Annotated in this window: 16 protein-coding genes; 6 read left to right on the top strand and 10 right to left on the bottom strand. The window is 70.1% G+C overall.

Annotated elements, in window-relative coordinates:
• The first annotated feature begins 66 nt into the window (after positions 1–66).
• Positions 67–279, top strand: a complete 213-nt coding sequence (locus ACS5PM_RS26320) for a hypothetical protein (RefSeq protein WP_439390806.1) — start codon at positions 67–69, stop codon at positions 277–279.
• A gap of 39 nt (positions 280–318) precedes the next feature.
• Here ACS5PM_RS26320 and ACS5PM_RS26315 read toward each other — a convergent pair whose 3' ends face one another.
• The 4 genes from ACS5PM_RS26315 to ACS5PM_RS26300 all read right to left on the bottom strand — a co-directional run bounded on the left by ACS5PM_RS26315 (position 319) and on the right by ACS5PM_RS26300 (position 3,452).
• Entirely contained in the window at positions 319–1,659 is a 1,341-nt protein-coding gene (locus tag ACS5PM_RS26315; protein ID WP_439390805.1) for an ATP-binding protein, read from the bottom strand.
• The gene (locus tag ACS5PM_RS26310) at positions 1,635–2,297 is read right to left on the bottom strand and encodes a response regulator (RefSeq protein ID WP_439390804.1); all 663 of its coding nucleotides are present in this window, start codon (positions 2,295–2,297) and stop codon (positions 1,635–1,637) included. The genes ACS5PM_RS26315 and ACS5PM_RS26310 overlap by 25 nt, the downstream gene beginning before the upstream one ends.
• 49 nt (positions 2,298–2,346) lie before the next feature.
• Positions 2,347–2,907 (bottom strand): class I SAM-dependent methyltransferase, encoded by a 561-nt coding sequence (locus ACS5PM_RS26305; RefSeq protein WP_439390803.1) that lies wholly within the window; start codon positions 2,905–2,907, stop codon positions 2,347–2,349.
• A gap of 116 nt (positions 2,908–3,023) precedes the next feature.
• The gene (locus ACS5PM_RS26300; protein WP_439390801.1) at positions 3,024–3,452 is read right to left on the bottom strand and encodes a PilZ domain-containing protein; all 429 of its coding nucleotides are present in this window, start codon (positions 3,450–3,452) and stop codon (positions 3,024–3,026) included.
• Between the two features lie 126 nt (positions 3,453–3,578).
• Between ACS5PM_RS26300 and ACS5PM_RS26295 the strand changes: the two genes are divergently transcribed.
• Positions 3,579–4,214, top strand: coding sequence for a response regulator (locus tag ACS5PM_RS26295; protein WP_439390800.1), 636 nt, complete (start codon positions 3,579–3,581; stop codon positions 4,212–4,214).
• 11 nt (positions 4,215–4,225) lie between these two features.
• On the opposite strand, the gene ACS5PM_RS26290 is transcribed toward ACS5PM_RS26295, so the two are convergent.
• Positions 4,226–7,237 carry a response regulator gene (locus ACS5PM_RS26290; protein WP_439390799.1) on the bottom strand — a complete coding sequence of 1,004 codons (3,012 nt, stop codon included), beginning with the start codon at positions 7,235–7,237 and terminating at the stop codon, positions 4,226–4,228.
• Between the two features lie 238 nt (positions 7,238–7,475).
• Here ACS5PM_RS26290 and ACS5PM_RS26285 point away from each other — a divergent pair, with 238 nt between their 5' ends.
• A complete protein-coding gene (locus tag ACS5PM_RS26285) occupies positions 7,476–9,161 on the top strand; it encodes a tetratricopeptide repeat-containing diguanylate cyclase (protein ID WP_439390798.1) in 1,686 nt (561 codons plus the stop codon).
• A gap of 9 nt (positions 9,162–9,170) precedes the next feature.
• On the opposite strand, the gene ACS5PM_RS26280 is transcribed toward ACS5PM_RS26285, so the two are convergent.
• A complete protein-coding gene (locus ACS5PM_RS26280; RefSeq protein ID WP_439390797.1) occupies positions 9,171–10,139 on the bottom strand; it encodes a LysR substrate-binding domain-containing protein in 969 nt (322 codons plus the stop codon).
• A gap of 95 nt (positions 10,140–10,234) precedes the next feature.
• Between ACS5PM_RS26280 and ACS5PM_RS26275 the strand changes: the two genes are divergently transcribed.
• Both ACS5PM_RS26275 and ACS5PM_RS26270 read left to right on the top strand, forming a co-directional pair.
• The gene (locus ACS5PM_RS26275; RefSeq protein WP_439390796.1) at positions 10,235–10,480 is read left to right on the top strand and encodes a hypothetical protein; all 246 of its coding nucleotides are present in this window, start codon (positions 10,235–10,237) and stop codon (positions 10,478–10,480) included.
• Between the two features lie 229 nt (positions 10,481–10,709).
• Complete coding sequence (locus tag ACS5PM_RS26270; RefSeq protein WP_439390795.1) at positions 10,710–11,852, top strand: ABC transporter substrate-binding protein; 1,143 nt, start codon at positions 10,710–10,712, stop codon at positions 11,850–11,852.
• A gap of 3 nt (positions 11,853–11,855) precedes the next feature.
• On the opposite strand, the gene ACS5PM_RS26265 is transcribed toward ACS5PM_RS26270, so the two are convergent.
• Entirely contained in the window at positions 11,856–12,611 is a 756-nt protein-coding gene (locus tag ACS5PM_RS26265) for a GntR family transcriptional regulator (RefSeq protein ID WP_439390794.1), read from the bottom strand.
• Between the two features lie 229 nt (positions 12,612–12,840).
• Between ACS5PM_RS26265 and ACS5PM_RS26260 the strand changes: the two genes are divergently transcribed.
• Positions 12,841–15,642, top strand: coding sequence for a TonB-dependent receptor (locus ACS5PM_RS26260; RefSeq protein ID WP_439390792.1), 2,802 nt, complete (start codon positions 12,841–12,843; stop codon positions 15,640–15,642).
• Between the two features lie 83 nt (positions 15,643–15,725).
• Here the strand turns inward: ACS5PM_RS26260 and ACS5PM_RS26255 are convergent, their stop codons facing one another.
• Genes ACS5PM_RS26255 through ACS5PM_RS26245 form a run of 3 tightly spaced genes read right to left on the bottom strand, consistent with a single transcriptional unit; the run spans position 15,726 to position 19,159 of the window.
• Positions 15,726–16,403, bottom strand: a complete 678-nt coding sequence (locus tag ACS5PM_RS26255; protein WP_439390790.1) for a glutathione S-transferase family protein — start codon at positions 16,401–16,403, stop codon at positions 15,726–15,728.
• A 4-nt stretch (positions 16,404–16,407) separates the two neighbouring features.
• On the bottom strand, positions 16,408–17,868 hold the full coding sequence (locus tag ACS5PM_RS26250; RefSeq protein ID WP_439390789.1) for a sensor domain-containing diguanylate cyclase: 1,461 nt from the start codon (positions 17,866–17,868) through the stop codon (positions 16,408–16,410).
• 16 nt (positions 17,869–17,884) lie between these two features.
• The gene (locus ACS5PM_RS26245) at positions 17,885–19,159 is read right to left on the bottom strand and encodes a TIGR03862 family flavoprotein (protein ID WP_439390788.1); all 1,275 of its coding nucleotides are present in this window, start codon (positions 19,157–19,159) and stop codon (positions 17,885–17,887) included.
• Positions 19,160–19,227 lie beyond the last annotated feature (68 nt).

Genomic DNA, 19,227 nt, shown 5'->3' with positions numbered 1-19,227 from the left:
GGCCAGGGAATTGCTCCCATCGGACGAGCGCCGGCGACACCCGCCCGCCACACCAGGAGCAGCGCCATGCATGCCGAGAAGGTGACGGTCTACAGCTTTCGCACCTATGGGGGGCACGCCGAGATGCCGGTGGTCGCGCCCTACAAGGCCACGCTCGAGGCCATCAAGGCGGCCGGTGGGGAACTGGTCGCGGGCACGGAAGAAGAAGTGTCGCCGCAGGAGATCGACGATCACGGCCATTACCGCCGTCAGGCCAGCGGCTGGAGCGACCTGGATTGAAAGCCTGGCGGCCCCGATGGTCGACAGTCCTCGAGCCGGTCAGCCGGGAAAGAAGACACGGGCCCGCAAACCCTTGCACGCCTGTTCGTCGCCCCAGTCGAGGGTGACCTGCGCGCCCAGGCGATCGGCGATCGCCTTCACGATCGACAGGCCCAGGCCCGAGCCGAGCACCTCGCTGCCGAGCACGCGGTAGAACGGATCGAAGACCCGCGTGCGCTCGGCTGGGCGGATGCCGGGCCCGGTGTCGAGCACCTGCAGTTCCACCCCCTCGGCGCCCGTCGCAACCGACAGGTCGACCCGCCCGCCGACCGGGGTGTAGCGGATCGCGTTGTCCACCAGGTTGCGCACCAGGCTGGTCAGGTCGACCTCGCTGGCAATGACGTGCGCATCGCCTTCGCCTTCGACACCGATGTCGATCGAGCGTGCCTGCGCCAGCGGCAGCAGGTCCTCCAGCACGCGCCGGAACACGCCCCGCACCGAGACCGGCGCGGTGGGCGCCTCGCCGCCGGCCTGGGCCCGCGCGATCGCCAGCAGCTGGTCCAGCAATGCCCGGCTGCGATCGATGCCGCGGCGCAGCTCCCGCAGCCTTTCGCGGGCCTGCTCCGACATGTCCGCCTCCCCCAGCCGCCCGGCCTGCAGCGACACCGCCGTCAGCGGCGATCGCAGCTCGTGGGCCGCGTCGGCCACGAACCGGCGCTGGGCCTGCATCGACCGGCCGACGCGCCCCAGCAGCCGGTTGATCGCGGTCGCGAATGGCCGCACTTCGATCGGCAGCGGATCTGCCGCGATGGGATGCAGGTCCGCCTCGCCGCGGCGGTTGATCTCGTCGGCCACGGCGGCGATGGGCTCGAACATCTGCCTGATGAGGCGGGACACCAGCCACAGCAGCACGGGCACCAGCACCAGGATGGGCGCGACGGCGTGCAAGGCGCTGTCGCGCGCGATCTCGTCGCGCAGGTCGGTCTCCTGCGCCACGGCGAGCCGACGGCCGTCCGCCTGGCGCAGCACCAGGACGCGGTAGGTGTCGTCAGGCAGGGACACGGTGTGGAAGCCCTCGCTGAGCGTCGATGGCAGCGGCAGAGGCGCTGCACTGACGTCCGTGGCGCCGTCCGTCGAGAGGTACTGCACCGTCACGCGCAGATCGTCTTCCGACTCGGCGCGCCGCTCGGCTTCGTTCGACAGGGGCGCCTCGAAGTGCTGTCGATCCACCAGCGAGGCGACCTGGCGCAGCACGTCGTCCTGCAGGCGCAAGGCCTCGTCGAACGACGCCACGAACGAGGTCACGCCGGCGGCGATCGCCGTCAGCAGGATGGTCAGCGACAGCCAGAACGACAGCCGCAGGCGGACCGAGCTGTTCAGGCGCTTCTGGAAACCATCCATCCCACGCCCCGCACGTTCTTGATCACCTCGCTGCCGAGCTTGCGCCGCAAGACGTGGATCAGGTACTCGACGGCATTGCTCTCGACCTCTTCGCCCCAGCCGTAGATGCGCTCCTCCAGCTCCGCGCGCGAGAGGATGGCCCCCGGCCGCGCCAGCAGGGCCCGCAGCAGCGCGAACTCCCGGTTGGACAGCTGGACGGTGACGCCGCCGGCGGTGGCCTCCTTGGTGGCGGTGTCGAGCGACACCACGCCATTGCCGAGGACCGATGAGGCCGCCCCCGCCTGCCGGCGCATCACCGCACGCATGCGCGCGAGCAGCTCGGCCATCTCGAACGGCTTGAGCAGGTAGTCGTCGGCACCGCTGTCCAGGCCGAGGAGCCTGTCTTCCAGCGCATCGCGCGCCGTGATGATCAGCACCGGCAGGGTGTGGCCTCGCGCTCGCAGCGAGCGGAGCAGATCGATGCCGTCGGCGCCCGGCAGGCCCAGGTCGAGCAGCAGCAGGTCCCAGTGCTGGGAGGCCAGGGCAGCCTGCGCCGCGCCGCCATCCGACACCCAGTCGGCCGCGTAGCCGGCATCCCTCAGCGCGCCCTGGATGGCGCTGCCGATCATGGCGTCGTCTTCGACCAGCAGGATGCGCATGTATCGGCGGAGGGCTCCAGGCCCGCCGACGATACCAGCGAGCACGGGGTCAGCGGCCGCGCAGCGCGTCTTCGTTCCAGTAGTAGATCCGGCCTATCCAGTCGGCCAGCGGCAGCGACAGGGTGGGCGCGACACCGTCGTTCCACTCCACCAGCTGCGCCTCGGTGATGCCCACCGACGTGTCGCGCAGCTCGGCCACTTCGTACTGGTCGGGCACGACCATCACGATGTGCCGGGCGATCCGCCGGGCTTCGAGGAAGCACTCGCGTTGCTTCGGCCAGAGGTGGTGGAACACCCGCAGGGCGACGAAGACGTGGTACCTCTTGGAGGCGACAGGCCACGGCAACTGCCGTGCATCGTGCAGGAAGGTGGGTTCCGGGCCGGCGTGGTTCCACTTCTCGGCGTAGTCGATGGTGTCGCTGCCTTCGACGACCTGCACGCCCATGGTGCCCATCTCGAGCACGTCACGCGCGGACGGCGGGCGCGCCATGCGCACCAGGTCGGAAGCGGCCTTGTGGTAGCCCCAGCGAGCACCGGCGTTCTTCCAGTGGCCGCGGCGGCCGGAAGTGGCCGCGAGATAGCGGCCTTCATCGAGGTAGCGGATCGTCATGCGAAAGCGGCGCGGCCTCAGCAGGGCCTGCCCATGCCCGGCGGCTGCCGTGGGGAAGGCCTGCAGCCTAGACGGCCAGACTTAGGCCGGCCTGAGGTGCCGGCCGTGGCGGCGCCTCAATGCAGGGAACCGCCACCGATCTGCGGGAAATTCGCCGCGTACTTCTGGATCCATTCCTGGGCGGCTTCGTCCATGTCGAGCTCGCGGCCCTCCACGCGCATGACCGAGCGGCGGTAGTCCTCGATGTGACACAGCTGCTCCACCATGCGGGCGCGGAAGGCGTCCTCGGCATCCAGGAAGGTCACCCCCAGCTCGTAGCCGCTCAGGGGATGCGGCCGGCACCAGGCGACACGGGCACTGGCCTCGAAAGGCGGCTGCACGCAGCCGATGCGCACCTGCACCGTGCGCCCCGGCGCCACCGCGCAGCCCGCGCGCACTGCCAGCCCACCCATGCTGATGTCGTGGGTGTAGTAGCCCGACGGGTCGGCTTCGCCCAGGCCGATCTCGACCGGGACGTCGATGGGGTGCCGGATGAACTGCCTCATGGTCCCTCCTGTGCGGGTTCAGCATACGCCTTCGGCCGGCGCTTGGCATCACCGCCCGTTCCGCGCAAACTCGCAGCCAAAGGGAACCCGCGCCGTGCGGCGCGGCGCCCGGAAGCCGGGGAGGCCATGAGTTCGATCTATCTCGTCGACGACCACGTGCTGGTGCGCGAGGGCTTGCGCACCATGCTGGAAGCCAACGGCCACGAGGTCGTCGGCGAATCCGCGAGTCCCACGCCCGCCCTGGCCGATCTGCTGCGCCTGCGGCCGGAGCTCGCGCTGATCGACCTGCACCTGGGCCAGCGCTCCGGCCTGGAGCTGCTGTCGGACATCCAGCGGCGCCAGTTGCCGACCCGGGTGATCGTGCTGAGCATGTCCGAGCGGCCCCAGGACGTGTCCGAGGCGATGCGCCTCGGGGCGCTCGGATACGTGCTGAAAGATGCGAGCGCCAGCACGCTGCTCCAGGCCATCGACACCGTCCGCCAGGGGCGGCGCCACCTCGGCCCCCACGAGGCCGAGCTGGCCGCGCGCGGCCAGGCCGACGAGGGCCGCAGCGGCGATCACCTGTCGGCGCGCGAGCGTCAGGTCCTGGTGATGGTGGCCCGTGGCGCCTCCAGCAGCGAAATCGGCGAGCAGCTGCACCTGTCGCCCAAGACGGTGGACACCTACCGCAGCCGCCTGATGGCCAAGCTCGGCCTGGAAGACGTGCCGGCGCTGGTGCGCTGGGCGATCCGCGAAGGGCTGATCAGCGTCGACGAGCCCTGACCGACGAGGGATCAGACGGATTCCGCGACCGAGGAGCCGCTGGGCCGCCGCACCGTGACCGCGTCGATCAGTGCGACCGTGCGACGCAAGGCCGCCCGCAGCGTGCCGGTCAGGGGCTCTATCGGTGCCTGGTCGCCATCCGCCAGCCGGGCGCTGAGCTCGCGCGCCGTCGCCCACACCTCCAACAGCCCCAGCATGCCGGCGGACCCGGACAGCTTGTGGGCGACGCGACCGAGCTCGACCCGGTCGGCGGCGGCGGCCAGGCGGGCGATCTGCTCCTCGTCACCGCCGTGGTGCTGCACGAAGGCCTGCAGCAGGTAGCGGTACATCCTGACGTCGCCGGCCACGCGTGCCAGGGCCTCGCGTACCGCCACGCCGGGCAGCGCTCGTTCCAGCGCCGCCGGGTCGTCCGGCAAGGGGGAACCGGTGGCCGTTGCCGCGACGGGCGGGTCCTGCCGGGCCCCGGGCCGGATCCAGGCCAGCAGCGTGCGGGCCAGCTCGCTCGGCTCTATCGGCTTGGCCACGTGGCCGTCCATGCCGGCGGCGAGGCAATCCTGCCTGTCCTGCGCCAGGGCCGAGGCGGTCATCGCGATGATCGGCAGCCCGTGCCCGTGGGGCAGCGTGCGGATCAGGCGCGTCGCCTGCAGGCCATCCATCTCCGGCATCTGCATGTCCATCAGGACCAGGTCGAAGCGCTGCTGCCTGACCCGGTCGACCGCCTCGATGCCGGTGGCGGCCACTGACACCTTCATCCCCGCCCGCGTGAGGAATTCGCTGGCGACCTGCTGGCTAAGCGGGTTGTCCTCGACCAGCAGCACCCTCGCCCCATGGATGCTCCGCGTGGCCTCGCCGGGATCGGCGCGGTGAATCGGCGGCACGCCCGTCGGCCGGCCGCCCCGGTTCTGCAGCAGCACGATGGCATCGAACAGGCGTGAGGGGGTGAACGGGCGCGTGAGCACCAGGTCGGCGGGCAGTGCGCCGGCGAGCTCGATCACGCGGTCCTGGGCCGCCAGCGCCACCATCAGCACCACCGACGTCGGATGCCCCGGCCCCCTCTCGGCGCGACGCCGAAGCGTCTCGGCCAGGCCCCGTGGCGCCATCAGGTCCGCCGCGCGCTCGTCCACCAGCACCAGCTCCACCGGCCGCTTGGCCGCTTCGGCAGCCTGCAGCTGGACCAGGGCCTGCGAGCTGCTCGCCGCGACGCGGACCTCGAAGCCCCAGGACGCCAGCGTCTGGTGCAGGATCTGCGACGAGGTGTGCTGGGCGTCGACCACCAGCGTGGGCGTGCCCCGCAGCCGATGCAGATCGCGCCGGGGCGGCGGGCCCGAGACCGATTCGAAGGCTGCCGTGAAGACGAAGGTGCTGCCGCCGCCGGGCGTCCCTTCGAGGCGATCCGCCTGCCCCGGGCCGCTCGAACCTCCTCGGGGAACGGGGCGGGACAGGGGCCCGGTCCTCGGTGAGCTTTCCACCCAGATGCGGCCGCCCATCAACTCCACCAGCCGGCGGCTGATCGCCAGCCCGAGGCCGGTGCCGCCATAGCGCCGGGTGATGGAAGTGTCGGCCTGCTCGAAGGGCTGGAACAGCCGCGAGGCCTGCTCGGGCGTGATGCCCACGCCGGTGTCGCGAACCTCGAAGCGCAAGGTGACGGACGCCGTCCCGTCGGCGCCGGCCGCGGGCGGGCCGCCCACCGGCTCGATGCGCAGCAGCACCTCGCCCTGGCGCGTGAACTTGATGGCGTTGCCCACCAGGTTGGACAGCACCTGGTTCAGGCGAAGCGCGTCGCCGCGCAGGCGCTCGGGCAGGTCCGGCGCGATGTCTATGCACAGCTCGATGCCGGCCTGCTGCGCGCGCAGGGCGAACAGGCTGCCCACCGCATCCACCACGTCCTCGGGGCTGAACACTTCGTTCTCGAGCGTGAGCTTGCCGGCCTCGATCTTGGAGTAGTCGAGGATGTCGTCGAGCAGCCTCATCAGCGAGCGCGAGGCCCCGTGCACCTTGCCGAGGTAGTCGCGCTGCCGCTCGTCGAGTTCGGTGTCCAGCGCCAGGTGGCTCAGGCCGATGATGGCGTTCATCGGCGTACGGATCTCGTGGCTCATGTTGGCCAGGAAGCGGCCCTTGGCTTCGTCCGCCGCCTGCGCCTGGTCGCGCGCCCGCGCCAGGGCCTCGGCCTGGTCGAGCGCCGCGTGGTGCATCCCGGCCAATTGGCCGTACAGCCGCGTGTGCTCGGCGAGCATCTCGATCAGCACGTAGGTGGCGGCCAGGAGGCCGTAGAGCCGGCCGGCGTAGAAGCCGAGATCGAAGCGGCCGGCATTGAAGACGGCCGATAGCGCGACGTCGGCCACCCAGGCGGCCATCACGACGATCAGCCACTGGTCGAGCACGCTGCGCTGCCGCCGGCGGGCCAGCAGCACCAGGGTCGCGACGCACGTCGCCCACACCGTGCCCACGACCAGCTTCATCAGCGGCGTGTAGTGATGCTCGACCATGATCGGCGGCAACCATGCCTGGCCCTGCGTGGCGAGCACGGCCAGCGCAGCCACCAGCACTGCGACCGACCCGACGACCAGCCCTGCCGGCAGCGCACTGCACCTGTCCTGCAGCACCACGTAGCCCAGCACCGCGAGCGGGAGGCCGAGGTGCCAGAACATGTACAGCCACGCCGTGGTCTGCGGGCCGGCGCCGAGCCAGCCCGAGGGCGCGATCAGCCCGGGGAAGGTCAAGGCGTGCACGAGCGCCATCAGGGCCGTGAACAGGTAGCCGGCCGCCAGCAGGGCGAGCGCACTGCGCCCGAGGATGCGGTACTGCCCGAGCAGCAGCGCGGCCGTGGCCAGATCCGACATCACCAGCGCCGCCTGGTACGCCGGCACGAAGGCCGGCAGGGGCATCAGCGGCACGGTGGCCCAGGGCAGCAGCACGGCGAAAACGAGCACCGAAAGGCACAGCACGGCCAGGGCGCGTCGCCGCGCCTGAGGCGTGACGGCTTGCGTGGCGACGAATGGCGCTTCGATGCTTGCGTCTCTCACCGTCTGGCGACAGGCCTGCCGGTCTCGGCACGCCTTCGCGGCTCCCTTTTTTTCGAGGTGATCCAACGATCGTCGGACGAGTGTGCAGGGACGCACCGCGGTGCACCCTCAAGACCCCGCCCGCGGCACAGGTTCCGATCATCGAGGCTTGACGGGCGCCCGCCCTTGATGCTGGTCACTGCGCTGCCCCGCGACCACGGCAATTCGTTCACGGCCTCCCAGCCGCAACCGGCCGACAATGGAAATCCCCGGTTGCCGTCCCACCGACCCGATGTGCCCCAGTGCCCCCGACGCACCGCCGTCTGCTGACCCTGCCCTGCCCGCCCGGTCGTCGCTGGCCGAAGCCGAAGCGGCGCACGAACGCGGGGACCTGCCGGAGTGCGAGCGCAGCGCTCGACGGGCCTGGCTCGATGCGGGGGTGACGGGCCAGTCCCGCAGCCGCGCGGGCTTCCTGTTGGCCTGCAGCCTGTACCGCATGGGCCGCTTCGATACGCTCGACACGGTGCACCGCGCTGTGGTGCAGGCGTTGACGGATGCCCGCTCCACCGAACAGGCCTGCCAGGTGCTGCGTTGGGTGGCCCTCGGCGTGCCGGAGATCGGCCGCTTCAACACCGGGCTGGAGGCGGCACGGGCCGGCCTGCGCCTAGCCGAGGAGGCCGGGCTGGCGGCCTCCAGGGTCAAGCTCATCAATGCGCTGGCCGCCTGCTTCGAGCGCATCGGCGATCCCTGGCAAGCCGAACGCCTGCTGGGCGATGCGCTGGCCCTGGCCCAGGCGCGAGGCGGCGACGAAGAGCATTTCGTCTGCCTCAACAACCTCAGCGCGGTGGCTCTGACGCGGCATGAACTGCTGCGCGACGGCGGGGACGCCGATGGCGCGCAGCTGGCGCTGGAACAGGCCCGGGAGCGCGCCCACCAGGGCCTCGTGCTGGCCGGCCGCCTGGGCGACCCCTTCTACAGCGTTTACGTCGAATCCAACCTCGGCGATGCCTTGAACCACCTCGGCCGGCACGAAGAGGCGGCCAGGCTGCTCGACACGGCCTTGCAACGCGCACAGCAGCACCGCTTCGACAGCCTTTGCTGGCGCGTCCAGTGCTCGCTCGGCGAACTCGCCGTGAACCGCGGCCAGTTGACCCGGGCTGCCGACGAGCTGTCGCACGTCATCGTCGCGATGGGAGAGTCGCCGCCGCAGGTCACGCTCATGCGTGCGCTGAGGGCCTTGTCGCGCGCCCGCCGAGGTTTGGGCGACGCCGCTGGCGCGCTCGAGGCCTTCGAGCGCTTCCACGGCCTGCAGCGGCGGCGCAGCGTGGCCCAGCTGACGGCCCAGGCCGAGCATCTGGTCACCCGGCTGGAGATCGAGCAGACCCGCCTGGAGGCCCGTGCCCAGCGCGAGCGTGCCAACGCCCTGGAGGAGGCCGCCCTGCGCGATCCGCTCACGGGTCTGCTCAACCGCCGCGGCTGCGAGCGCGCGTTGCATGCCTTGCTGGCCGATCGCAGAGGCGCGCCGCTGTCGGTCGCCATGGTCGACGTGGACCATTTCAAGTCCATCAACGATGCGCATGGCCACGCCGCCGGCGACCACGTGCTCGCCGCCCTGGGGCGGCTGCTGCGCGAGCACGGCCGGCCACACGACGTCGTGGCCCGCCTGGGCGGCGAAGAGTTCCTGCTGGCCTGGCCGGGGAGTTCGCCGGCGCAGGCCGCCGAGATCGCCGAGCGGCTGCGCCAGGAAGTGGCGGGTCGCGACTGGCGTATCGCCGCCGCGGGCCTGCGCGTGAGCATCAGCATCGGTGTCGCCGCGCTGCTGCCCGCGGCTGCGGGCGGCTCCACCCTGGGCGAGCTGCTGGCGGATGCGGACGCGGCGCTGTACCGCGCCAAGCGTGCCGGACGCGACTGCGTCGAACTGGCCGCCGACGACACGTCGCGCTGACGCGAGCCTTCAGGGACGGCCCTGAACCGATGGCGGCGTGCCCGCTGGCGCAGCCAGGGCGGCAGAGCCTGCGTCGAGCTCGCGCTGGGACGCAGCGAGTTCATCCAGCAGCCATTCGCGCAAGGCCATGAGCGGCGGCCAATCCGCCAGGTTGGGCGGGAAAGCCAGCCAGTAGGCATCGGCCTCCTCGGTGCGCATGGACACCGGCGAAAGGCGCTGCAGCCGGCCTTCGCGCAGCGCGTCGGCCGCCAGGATCTCGCGCGCCAGGCCCAGGCCGAGGCTCTGCTCCGTCGCCTGCAGCATGAGGCCGGCATCGCTGAAGGAGGCGACCGGGTTCACCCGGGCCCGCACGCCGTTGAGCTCGAACCAGCGCTGCCACAGCGGCCCGTGGCCGAGCAGCGGCTCGTCGGCCAGCGCAGCGGGGCCGCGGCCCCGCAGGCGACGAGCCGCTTCGGGCGAGCCGATGACGATCAGCGGCGAGTCGGTGAGGCAGATGGCTTCCAGCCCGCGCCACTGGCCCAGCCCCTGGCGCAGCGCGGCATGGAATCCCTCGCGCGGCAGGTCGACCAGGTGCTGCGAGGTGTGCAGCTCCAGCCCGATGTGGGGATGGCGTTCGCGCCAGCGCGTCATGCGCGGCAGCAGCCAGCGCTGGGCGAAGGACGACAGCAACGTGATCCGCAGCCGGGTATCGGCCGTGCAGGAGGCGGACGCCGCGGCGCGAACGCCATCGTCCAGCGCATCGAGTGCCGGCTCGACGGCACGCAGCAGGGCGGCGCCCGCGGCGTTGAGCACGACGCGCCGCCCCCGACGATCGAACAGCTCGAAGCCGAGCTGCTCCTCCAGCAGCTTGATCTGCTGGCTCACGGCGCTGTGGGTGACGAAGAGTTCCTCGGCGGCGGCACGCAGGTTGGCCGTGCGCGCGACGGCCCGGAAGGCCGGTAGGGTGTGCAGGGGCAGTCGGCTCATGCTGGTAAGCATAGCTGACCAACAAGGCCAGAATTATTCGATTCCAATGCCGGTTGAAGGCCTATACGCTTACCAGCACTGCATCACTGACCGCCCCAGGAGGCCTCATGAACACCCCGCTTCGCATCCGTGCCGCCGCCTTCTCCGCCGCCGTCGTCGTCAGCCTCGTGGTCGCGGAAGTCGTCGCCCTCATCGGCCTGCCGCCCGAGTCGGCGCAGGCGCTGGGGAATGAGGCCCCCACGGCCCCTGCCGGGGCCTTCCCCCCAGGGGGGCTCGCGCAGCGGACCGGCGGAGCCGGATCCGCGCACGCCCTGGCCGTGGCGGCTCCTGCGGAGCGCCAGGGCGGCGGGTAGCGGAGCGGACCGGTACAGCCGGATCCGCGCACGGCTCCTGCGGGGCGCCAGGGCGGCGCGAAGGACGGCTGGGCGACCGAGGTGCTCGCCGAGCGCAAAAAAGTGCCGTGAAGAAGTGCCTCGCCAAACGGGTGCTCACGACTCGTTCACAGCTCGGTCATGACGTCGGCCGCCCGCGTTCGAACAATGCCGCGCAACGCATCAACGCCCTTCGTCGGCACCGCTTCGCATGGCCGCCTCTCGTGTCTCTCCCGCCCGGGCCGCCACCGGGCTCCTGCGCGTCCTTGCCTTCGGGCTGTTGTCCTCGCTGGGGGTCGCCCGCGCCGACATCGTGATCGGTCAGGTGGCGCCGTTCAGCGGCCCCCAGGCCGTCACCGGCAAGGCGATTCACGCCGGGGCCAAGCTGTACTTCGACTCGCTCAATGCCAGCGGCGGCGTGCGCGGCCAGAAGATCCGGCTGGCGGTGCGCGACGACGCCCAGCAAAGCGAGCAGACGGTCCGCCTGGTCAAGGAACTCATCACGGCGGAATCGCCGGTGGCCATGCTCGGCACGGTGGGCACGTCCAACCTCGAGGCCGTGGCGGCGGACGGCGTGCTGGCGCGGTCGCACGTCCCCATGGTCGGCGCCATCTCCGGCGCGGCGACCGTGGTGCAGGCCGAGAACATGCTCGTGGTGAAGGCGCGCTACCGCGACGAGGTGGCGCGGCTGTTCGCCAACCTGGCCCACGTCGGGGTGCAGCGGGTGGGGCTGGTCTACCAGGACGACGGCCTGGGCAAGGACGTGCTGTCGGGCGCGGCCGGCGCGGCCAAGGACTTCAACATCACGCTGGTGGACTCCGCCTCCTACCCACGCAACACCACCGACACGAGCGCCGCGGTGGCGAAGATGAACGCCGCGGCACCGCAGGCCATCTTTCTCGGCGCGACGACGGCCGCGGCGGTGGACTTCGTCACCCGCTATCGGGCCAGCGGCGGCCGGGCGCAACTTTTCGGCATGTCCATCATCGACACCGACGTGCTGCTGAAGAAGGTCGGCCCGGACCTGGCGCGGGGCTACGCCTTCAGCACGGTGCTCCCGCTGCCCACGGAAACCAGGCGCGCGGTCGTGCGCGAGTTCGCCACGCTGCGCGCGGCTTCGAAGGACCCGGACCTCACCGCCCGCTCGATGGAAGGCTTCATCGCTGCCAAGGCGCTCGCCTGGGCCCTGAAACAGGCCCCCAGCCTGACGCCGGCAGGCGTGGCGACGGCCCTGGCCGCCTCGGGCGGCTTCGATGCGGGCGACTACACGCTGGACTTCAGCGAAAAGGGCAGGTCCGGCTCGCGCTACGTGGGTTTCGCGATGATCGGGCCTGGCGGCAAGCTGGTGCAGTAGCGCTCAGCTCGCGCTGAGCTCCGCGATGAAGTCGTAGGTGTCACCGCGGTAGAAGGACTGCGAGAGCTCCACCGCTCGGCCATCGCGCAGATAGCCCAGCCGCTCGACCAGCAGGCCCGCATCGCCCGGCTGCGCCTGCAGCAGCTTGGCCTGCTCATCGTTGAGCAGCAGCGCGCGCAGGCGCTGCAGCGCCCGCACCGGCCGGTGGCCGGTCGCCTCCAGGGCGTCGTACAGCGAGTCCTGCACCGTCTCGAGCGAGGGCAGTGCGCTGGCGATCACCGTGGCGTATTCGAGCGCCATGGGCGCGTTGTCGGCGAAACGCAGGCGGTGGAAGCGATACACCGTCGAGCCGGGGCTGAGCGCGAGCTTGAGCGCTTCCTCCGGCGACACCGTGCCCACCGTGCGCTTGAGCCATTCGGTTCGCGGAGTGCGGCCTCGCGAGCGCATGTCCTCGGAGAAGGAGGTCAGCTTGGCGAAGTTCTTGTCTATGCGCGAGCTGACGAAGTTGCCGGAGCCCTGGCGGCTGACCAGCAAGCCCTCCTCGGCCAGGCCGTCGATGGCCTTGCGCACGGTGATGCGCGACACGCCCAGGTCGGCCGCGAGCTGGCGCTCCGAGGGCAGCGCGTCGTCCGCCAAGAGGAACTGGCTCTCTATGGCTTCGCGCAGCGCGCGCTGCAGCTGCTGGTACAGCGGCTGGCTGCCGTCGGAGTCCAGTGCGGCGAGCAGTCGCTCGACCAGGGTCTGAGGGGTGGGATTCATGAGGCCTCGATTGTGATCGCGGGGCCATTAGATACCACTAGCGTACCAAAACTGATACCAGATGCACCGCCACGCGGCGCCCGTGCCCAGTGCGCGACTCATCATGGTGCGGCGCGACAAGACCAGCCGATGGATCAGGTGTTTCCCTCATCAAAAGTGGTAGCTAAGTGGCATTAATTGGTAGTACATTGGTACGTACCGAAGAGTTCAGCCACTGCCCGAGGGACCCATGAAGACGACACTGACACCGACCGCCGCCGCCGCGGCCTTGTTCCTGCTGCAAAGCGCCGCGTTGGCGCAAACCACCCCAGCGCCCGCAGCTCCGGCTTCCGCGCCCGCCTCGGGCACGGCGGCAGAAGAGAAGGTCGAACGGATCGAGGTCCTCGGCATCCGCGCCGCCATGCAACGCTCGCTGCAGGTCAAGCGCGACGCCGACACCCACGTGGAGGTCATCACCGCCGAGGACATCGGCAAGATGCCCGACAAGAACGTGGCGGATTCGCTGCAGCGCGTGGCCGGCGTGACCATCAGCTCGGCCGGCGCCAACGAGGGCGGTTTCGACGAGAACGACCGCGTCAGCATGCGGGGCACCAACCCCAGCCTGACGCAGACGCTGATCAACGGCCACTCGGTCTCTTCCGGAGACTGGTTCGTGCTGAACCAGACCGGCACCGTGGGCCGCAGCGTCAGCTACTCGCTGCTGCCTTCCGAACTGGTGGGCCAGGTGGTCGTGCACAAGAGCGCCCAGGCGAGCGACATCGAGGGCGGCGTCGTGGGCACGGTGAACATCCTGACCCGCAAGCCGCTGGAGTTCCGCAACCCGCTGACGCTGGAAGCCAACGTCGGCGTCGTCTATGCCGACCTGCCGGACAAGACCGACCCGCAGCTCAGCGCCTTGCTGAACTGGAAGAACGAGGCGAACACCTTCGGCATCCTGGCGCAGGCCTTCTCCGAAAAACGCCACCTGCGCCGCGACGGCCAGGAACTGCTGGGGTACGAGCAGATCGCCGCCGGCAGTGCCGTGGCCAATGCCCATCCGGATCTCGCCGGCGTCTGGTACCCCACCATGATCGGCTCGGCCCTGTTCGAGCAGCAGCGCACCCGCCAGGGCGGCCTGATCGAGATGCAGTTCAAGCCCTCGAACGACCTCACCGTCGATCTCACCGGCTTCGTGTCCAAGATGGACGCGCCGAACTACAACCGCAACTACCTGCTGTGGAACACCCACTTCCTCAACAGGGGCGCGGGCCAGTCGCCGGACGCTGGCTACGTGGTGCGCAACAACACGCTGGTGTCGGCCAACTTCGCGCCGGTGGCGGGCACGCAGTACGGCGTGTATGACCAGATCTCGCGGCCGGATGCGAAGTCGGACTCCTCGTTCCTGAACCTGGACACCAAGTTCCGCGTCAGCGAGAACATGACCTTCCTGACCAAGCTGGGCACGACCCGCGGCACCGGCGAGACGCCGACGCAGGACGTGGCCGAATGGAACACGGGCGTCGGCTCCGGCGGCTCCTGGGCGCTCAACGGCACCGACCGCGCGGCCGACTGGTCGCTGGGCAACGCCAACAATGCCAGCCCCGCCGGCGTGCCGCTGGGCTGGATCTTCGGCGACCAGAACGTGAAGGTGAACGACCGCGAGAACTGGGCGCAGTTCGACGGCGAATACAACGCGGACGCCGGCATCCTCGCCGGCATCAAGTTCGGCGCACGCTACGCCAGCCACAGCCGCAGCTCCTGGGGCGTGGTCGGCCAGGGCCCCGCCTGCAAGGACTCGCAGGGCAACACCGTCGCCTTCGACTGGAGCCAGCAGTACTTCTGCCCGGTCGGCAGCCAGTCGCCGTTCGACCCGGCCAATTTCCCCTCGGGCGGCTTCTCGACCTACCCCGGCAACTTCGGCGGCGGCCTGGGCGGAAACTTCCCACGCAACATCTGGTTCTACACACCGCAGCAACTGGCCGACTACAACAACAAGTTCACCAACCGCGCCACCGATGGCTCGCGTGAGGACTGGAACTCCGAGTTTGGCCTGAGAGAGCGCAGCAGCTCGGCCTACGTCCAGGCGGACCTGTCCGGCGAGGGCTGGTCGGGCAACGTCGGCATGCGCCTGGTGCAGACGCGCGAAAGCGTGGTGAGCAACGTCGCCGTCAGCGCGAACACGCCGGGCGCGATCACCACTTCCGCCTTCGGGCCCTTCCTGCCGACGACGGTCGATCACCTCTACACCGACTGGCTGCCCAGCGCCAACCTGCGCATCGACCTGGCCAAGGACCTGGTGGCGCGCTTCGCGGCCTCGCGCACGATGACGCGGCCGGACTACTCGGCCCTGGCCGGCTGGGTGGCCCTGAGCCCGCCCGCCGTGCAGGGCGGGGTCGGCGACGGCAGCGGCGGCAACCCCGACCTGAAGCCGGTGCGCTCGAACAACCTCGACGCGACCCTGGAGTGGTACTTCGCCCCTCGCGCGCTGCTGTCCGCCAGCGCTTTCTACATGGACCTGGACAGCTACATCGGCTACGGCCAGGTGAGCAAGCAGTTCATGACCTACAGCGCGACCAACCCGCAGGGTTCGCTGGACACCTACGTGCTGACGGTGCCGGTCAACACCAAGGGCAAGGTCAGTGGCTTCGAGCTGGCCTACGAGCAGCCGGTCACCTCCAACATCTCGGTCAACGCCAACTACACCTACACCGACGCGGAGGAGAAGGGCGGCAAGCCGCTGGTCGGCGCGTCCAAGAACTCCTACAGCCTGGGCACCTCGTTCGAGAACGACGTCTTCAGCGCCCGGTTGAACTACAGCTTCCGCTCGAAGTTCTACTCCGGCCTGGACCGCTCGACCGCCTTCTCGCAGGACGACGTGGGCAACGTGTCGGCCACCTTCGGCTACAAGATCAACGACAACATGTCGATCTCGCTGGACGGCCGCAATCTCAACAACCCGAAGCTCAAGTACTTCGCGCTCAACGAGGACCAGCCGCGCTCGATCTACGTGAACGGCCGCCAGTACTACCTGACGCTGCGGGTCAAGCTGTAAGCACTCTCGTGGGGAGGGGAACACTCCTCGCCCGGGTCAGCCGGGCACCTTGACAGGGCGGGTCGCTCAGACCCGCCCTTTTTTCATTCCCTGGCGTAGTCGTAAGGCCCGCCGCGCTCCAGCGCGCGGTGGTAGGCCGGGCGGGCGTGAATGCGCTGCAGGAAGCCCCACAGCCGCGGCCGGCTGTCGTCCAGACCGGCGCGGTGCGCCGCCGCCTCGAGCGGGAAGCTCATCTGGATGTCCGCCGCGCTGAACTCGGGGCCGGCGAACCATTCGGTCTTGGCGAGCTCGGCTTCCATGTAGTCGAGCTGCGCCCGGATGTTCGGGTGCACGAAGCCATCGAGCACCTTGACCGCGATGCTGCGTGCGATGGGCTTGGCGAAGAAGGGCATGGGCGCGTTGAGGATGCGGTTGAACACCAGCTTCATCAGCAGCGGGTTCATCGCCGAGCCTTCGGCGAAATGCAGCCAGTAAGTGAAGCGCAGCCGCTCGGGCGCGCCCGCGGCCGGCCGCAACCGGCCTTCGCCGTAACGGTCCAGCAGGTACTCGATGATGGCGCCGGACTCGGCGAGCGTGGCGTCGCCGTCGGTGATCACCGGCGACTTGCCCAGCGGGTGCACCGCCTTCAGCGCAGGCGGCGCCAGCATGGTCTTCGGATCACGCTTGTAGTGCTTGATCTCGTAAGGCAGCCCCAGCTCCTCGAGCAGCCAGAGCACCCGCTGGGAGCGCGAGTTGTTGAGGTGGTGGACGGTGATCGTCATCGCTTCACTCCTTGCGGCGGTCGTTCGCGGCGTTGGCGTGGAAGGCCTTCTTCTGCCGGTACATCTGCCCGTCGGCGCGGTGCAGCGCCGCCTCCAGCCGCTCGCCCGGCTGCGAAACGGCCATGCCGACCGAGAAGCGCAGGGGGTCGCCGCTGTGGAACTGGTTGTTCAGCTCGACCAGCTCGTGCAGCGTGGCGAGGTAAGTCTCCGCCGCCTGCTCGTCGCCCGCGGGGATGAGCACCGCGAACTCGTCGCCGCCGATGCGCGCGGCGGTGGCGGGCGCGTTGGTGGCCTTGCCCAGCACCTCGCCGACCCGGCGCAGCAGCGCATCGCCGGCGCGATGCCCGCGCTCGTCATTGACCTGCTTCAGGCCGTTGAGGTCGATCACCAGCAGCGCCACCGGCTGGACCTGCTTGCGCTCCAGCCGGTTCAGCTCGTCGTCGAAGAACGAGCGGTTGCGCAGCTTGGTCAGCGCATCGTGCTTGCCCAGGAACTCGAGGTAGCTTTCGGCCCGCTTGCGGGCGGTGATGTCGGTCAGCGACACCTGGACCAGCGACCAGTCGTTCTCGTGGCCCGGCAGCACCGCGAACTGCAGGTGCACGTGCAGGGGCTCGCCATCCAGCGCGTAGTTCACCGTCTCGCGCTGCTGGTGCAGCTTGCCGCTCCACAACTCGATCAGCTGCTCGGTGAAGGGGCGGCGCATCTCGTCGCGGAAGATCTGCGACAGGCTTTTCAGCAGCGTGGGCTTGTCGGGTGCGCGGAACAGGGTCAGCGTCTGGTGGTTGATGTCGATGACGCGGATCTCGGACATGCAGCGCTCGACAAACTCCGGATGCACGTCGGTGAAGACGCGGAAATCCTGGATGCCCTGGTCGCGGACCTCGTCGAGCAGGCGCTTGACCGCGCTGAAGTCCTCGACCCAGAGCGACACCGGCGAGTGCTCGAACAGGCCTTGCGCGTAGCGCTGGCTGCGTTCCAGCGCTCGTCGCGCCTGCTCGCGCCCGCTCACGTCCTCCAGCGAGAGCAGAACGCGATTCCAGGTGTGCTCATGACCGGGCAGCACGCGCACCTGCAGGTTCACGTCGAGCCTGCGGCCGTCGAGCGTGTAGTTCACCGTCTGGCTGCCGTAGCTCAGGGCGCCGCTCCACAGCTGCACGAGCTCCTCGACATGATGATCCAGCATGTCGTCGCGGAAGACGCGGCCGAGGCCGGCCAGCAGCGCGTCGGCATCCGGTGCGCCGAAGAGCTCGAGCGTGCGGCGGTTCACCTGCAGCACCTTCAGCTCGCGGGTGCAAAGCGAGATACGCGTGCGGTCGGCGCGCAGATGGCTTCGCAGGTCGGTCACGCCCTCCTCGCGCCAGCGGGCGAACAGGCGGGCCAGGCCGCTGAAGTCCTCCAGCCAGAGCGACACCGGGGCCAGGTCGAACATGAGCGCGAAATCGTCGTCGGTGGTGGAGATCTTCATCCTGGCCAGTCTCCCATCAGGTGCGCCTGGCGGCCCACCCGCCGAGCAAGCCTGATGCCGCGACGTGGCCGCTGGCGAAACAGGCCGTGAGCAGATAGCCGCCGGTGGGCGCCTCCCAGTCGAGCATCTCGCCGGCACAGGCCACGCCGGGATGACCCTGGAGTTGCAATTGCTCGTCCAGCGCCTGCAGGAGGATGCCGCCGGCGCTGCTGATCGCTTCGTCCAGCGGACGGGTGGCGCGCAGGGTCAGTGGAACGGCCTTGATGCGACGGGCCATGGCCACCGCATCCTGGGTGAGCGTCTGCCATTCGGCGGCATCGAGCCCTTCGCGCAGCAGGCCGGCCTTCGCGCCATGCAGGTGGGTCTGCTCGCGCAGGTGGTTGGCGAACGAGCGTGCGCCGCGGCCACGGGCCAAGGCCGTGGCCAGCTCTTCCGGCGAACGATCGGGCAGCAGGTCCAGGGTGACGTGGGCGGCACCGGTGGCGTCGATCTCGTCGCGCAACAGGGCGGAAGCCGCATAGACGAGGCTGCCTTCGAGTCCGGTGGCCGTGAGCACGCATTCGCCCTTGCGGTGAAACACACGGCCGTCCTGACCCTCGAAATCCAGCCGGACCCCCTTGAGCGGAGCGCCGGCATGCCGGCCCGCGAGGTGCTCGCTCCAGCCGATGTCGAAACCGCAGTTGGAAGGACGCAGCGGCTGGCATGCCACGCCCGCGGCCTGCAATGCCGGCATCCAGCTTCCATCCGAGCCCAGCCGCGACCAGCTGCCGCCGCCCAGCGCCAGCAGCAACGCATCCGCGCGATGCTCCACCAGGCGATCCGGGGTCTCGAAGCGGAGCACGCGCTCGCCTTCAGGCGTGGTGTCCAACCCCGGCTGCCAGCGATGCCGCATGTGCAGACGCACGCCGGCAGCGCGCAGCCGATGCAGCCAGGCGCGCAGCAAGGGCGCGGCCTTCATCTCGGCCGGGAACACGCGGCCCGAGCTGCCGACGAAGGTTTCGATGCCCAGCCCCGCGGCCCAGTCCCGCAAGGCCTGCGGCCCGAAGGCCTCCAGCCAGCGGCCGACGATGCCGGCGCGCTGCCCATACCGCTGCACGAAGCCCGGCAGCGGCTCCGAGTGGGTGAGGTTCAAGCCGCCCTTGCCCGCGAGCAGGAACTTGCGGCCGACCGAGGGCATGGCGTCGAAGACGTCGACCTGGGCGCCGCCGGCGGCGAGCACCTCGGCGGCCCTCAATCCGGCGGGACCGGCGCCGACCACGGCGACGCGGAAAGTGCTTTCACTGGAATCCATCGACGGCAGTGTAGGTAGAAGCTCGGGTCCGGCGGAGCCGGGAGGCCCGCCGGGCGTCGGCACAATCC

Origin of the sequence: Ideonella flava, assembly GCF_051857595.1 — a bacterium.
Lineage (GTDB): Bacteria > Pseudomonadota > Gammaproteobacteria > Burkholderiales > Burkholderiaceae_C > Ideonella.
The sequence above is the reverse complement of the archived record's forward strand: the minus strand, read 5'-3'. Positions and strand labels throughout refer to the sequence as shown.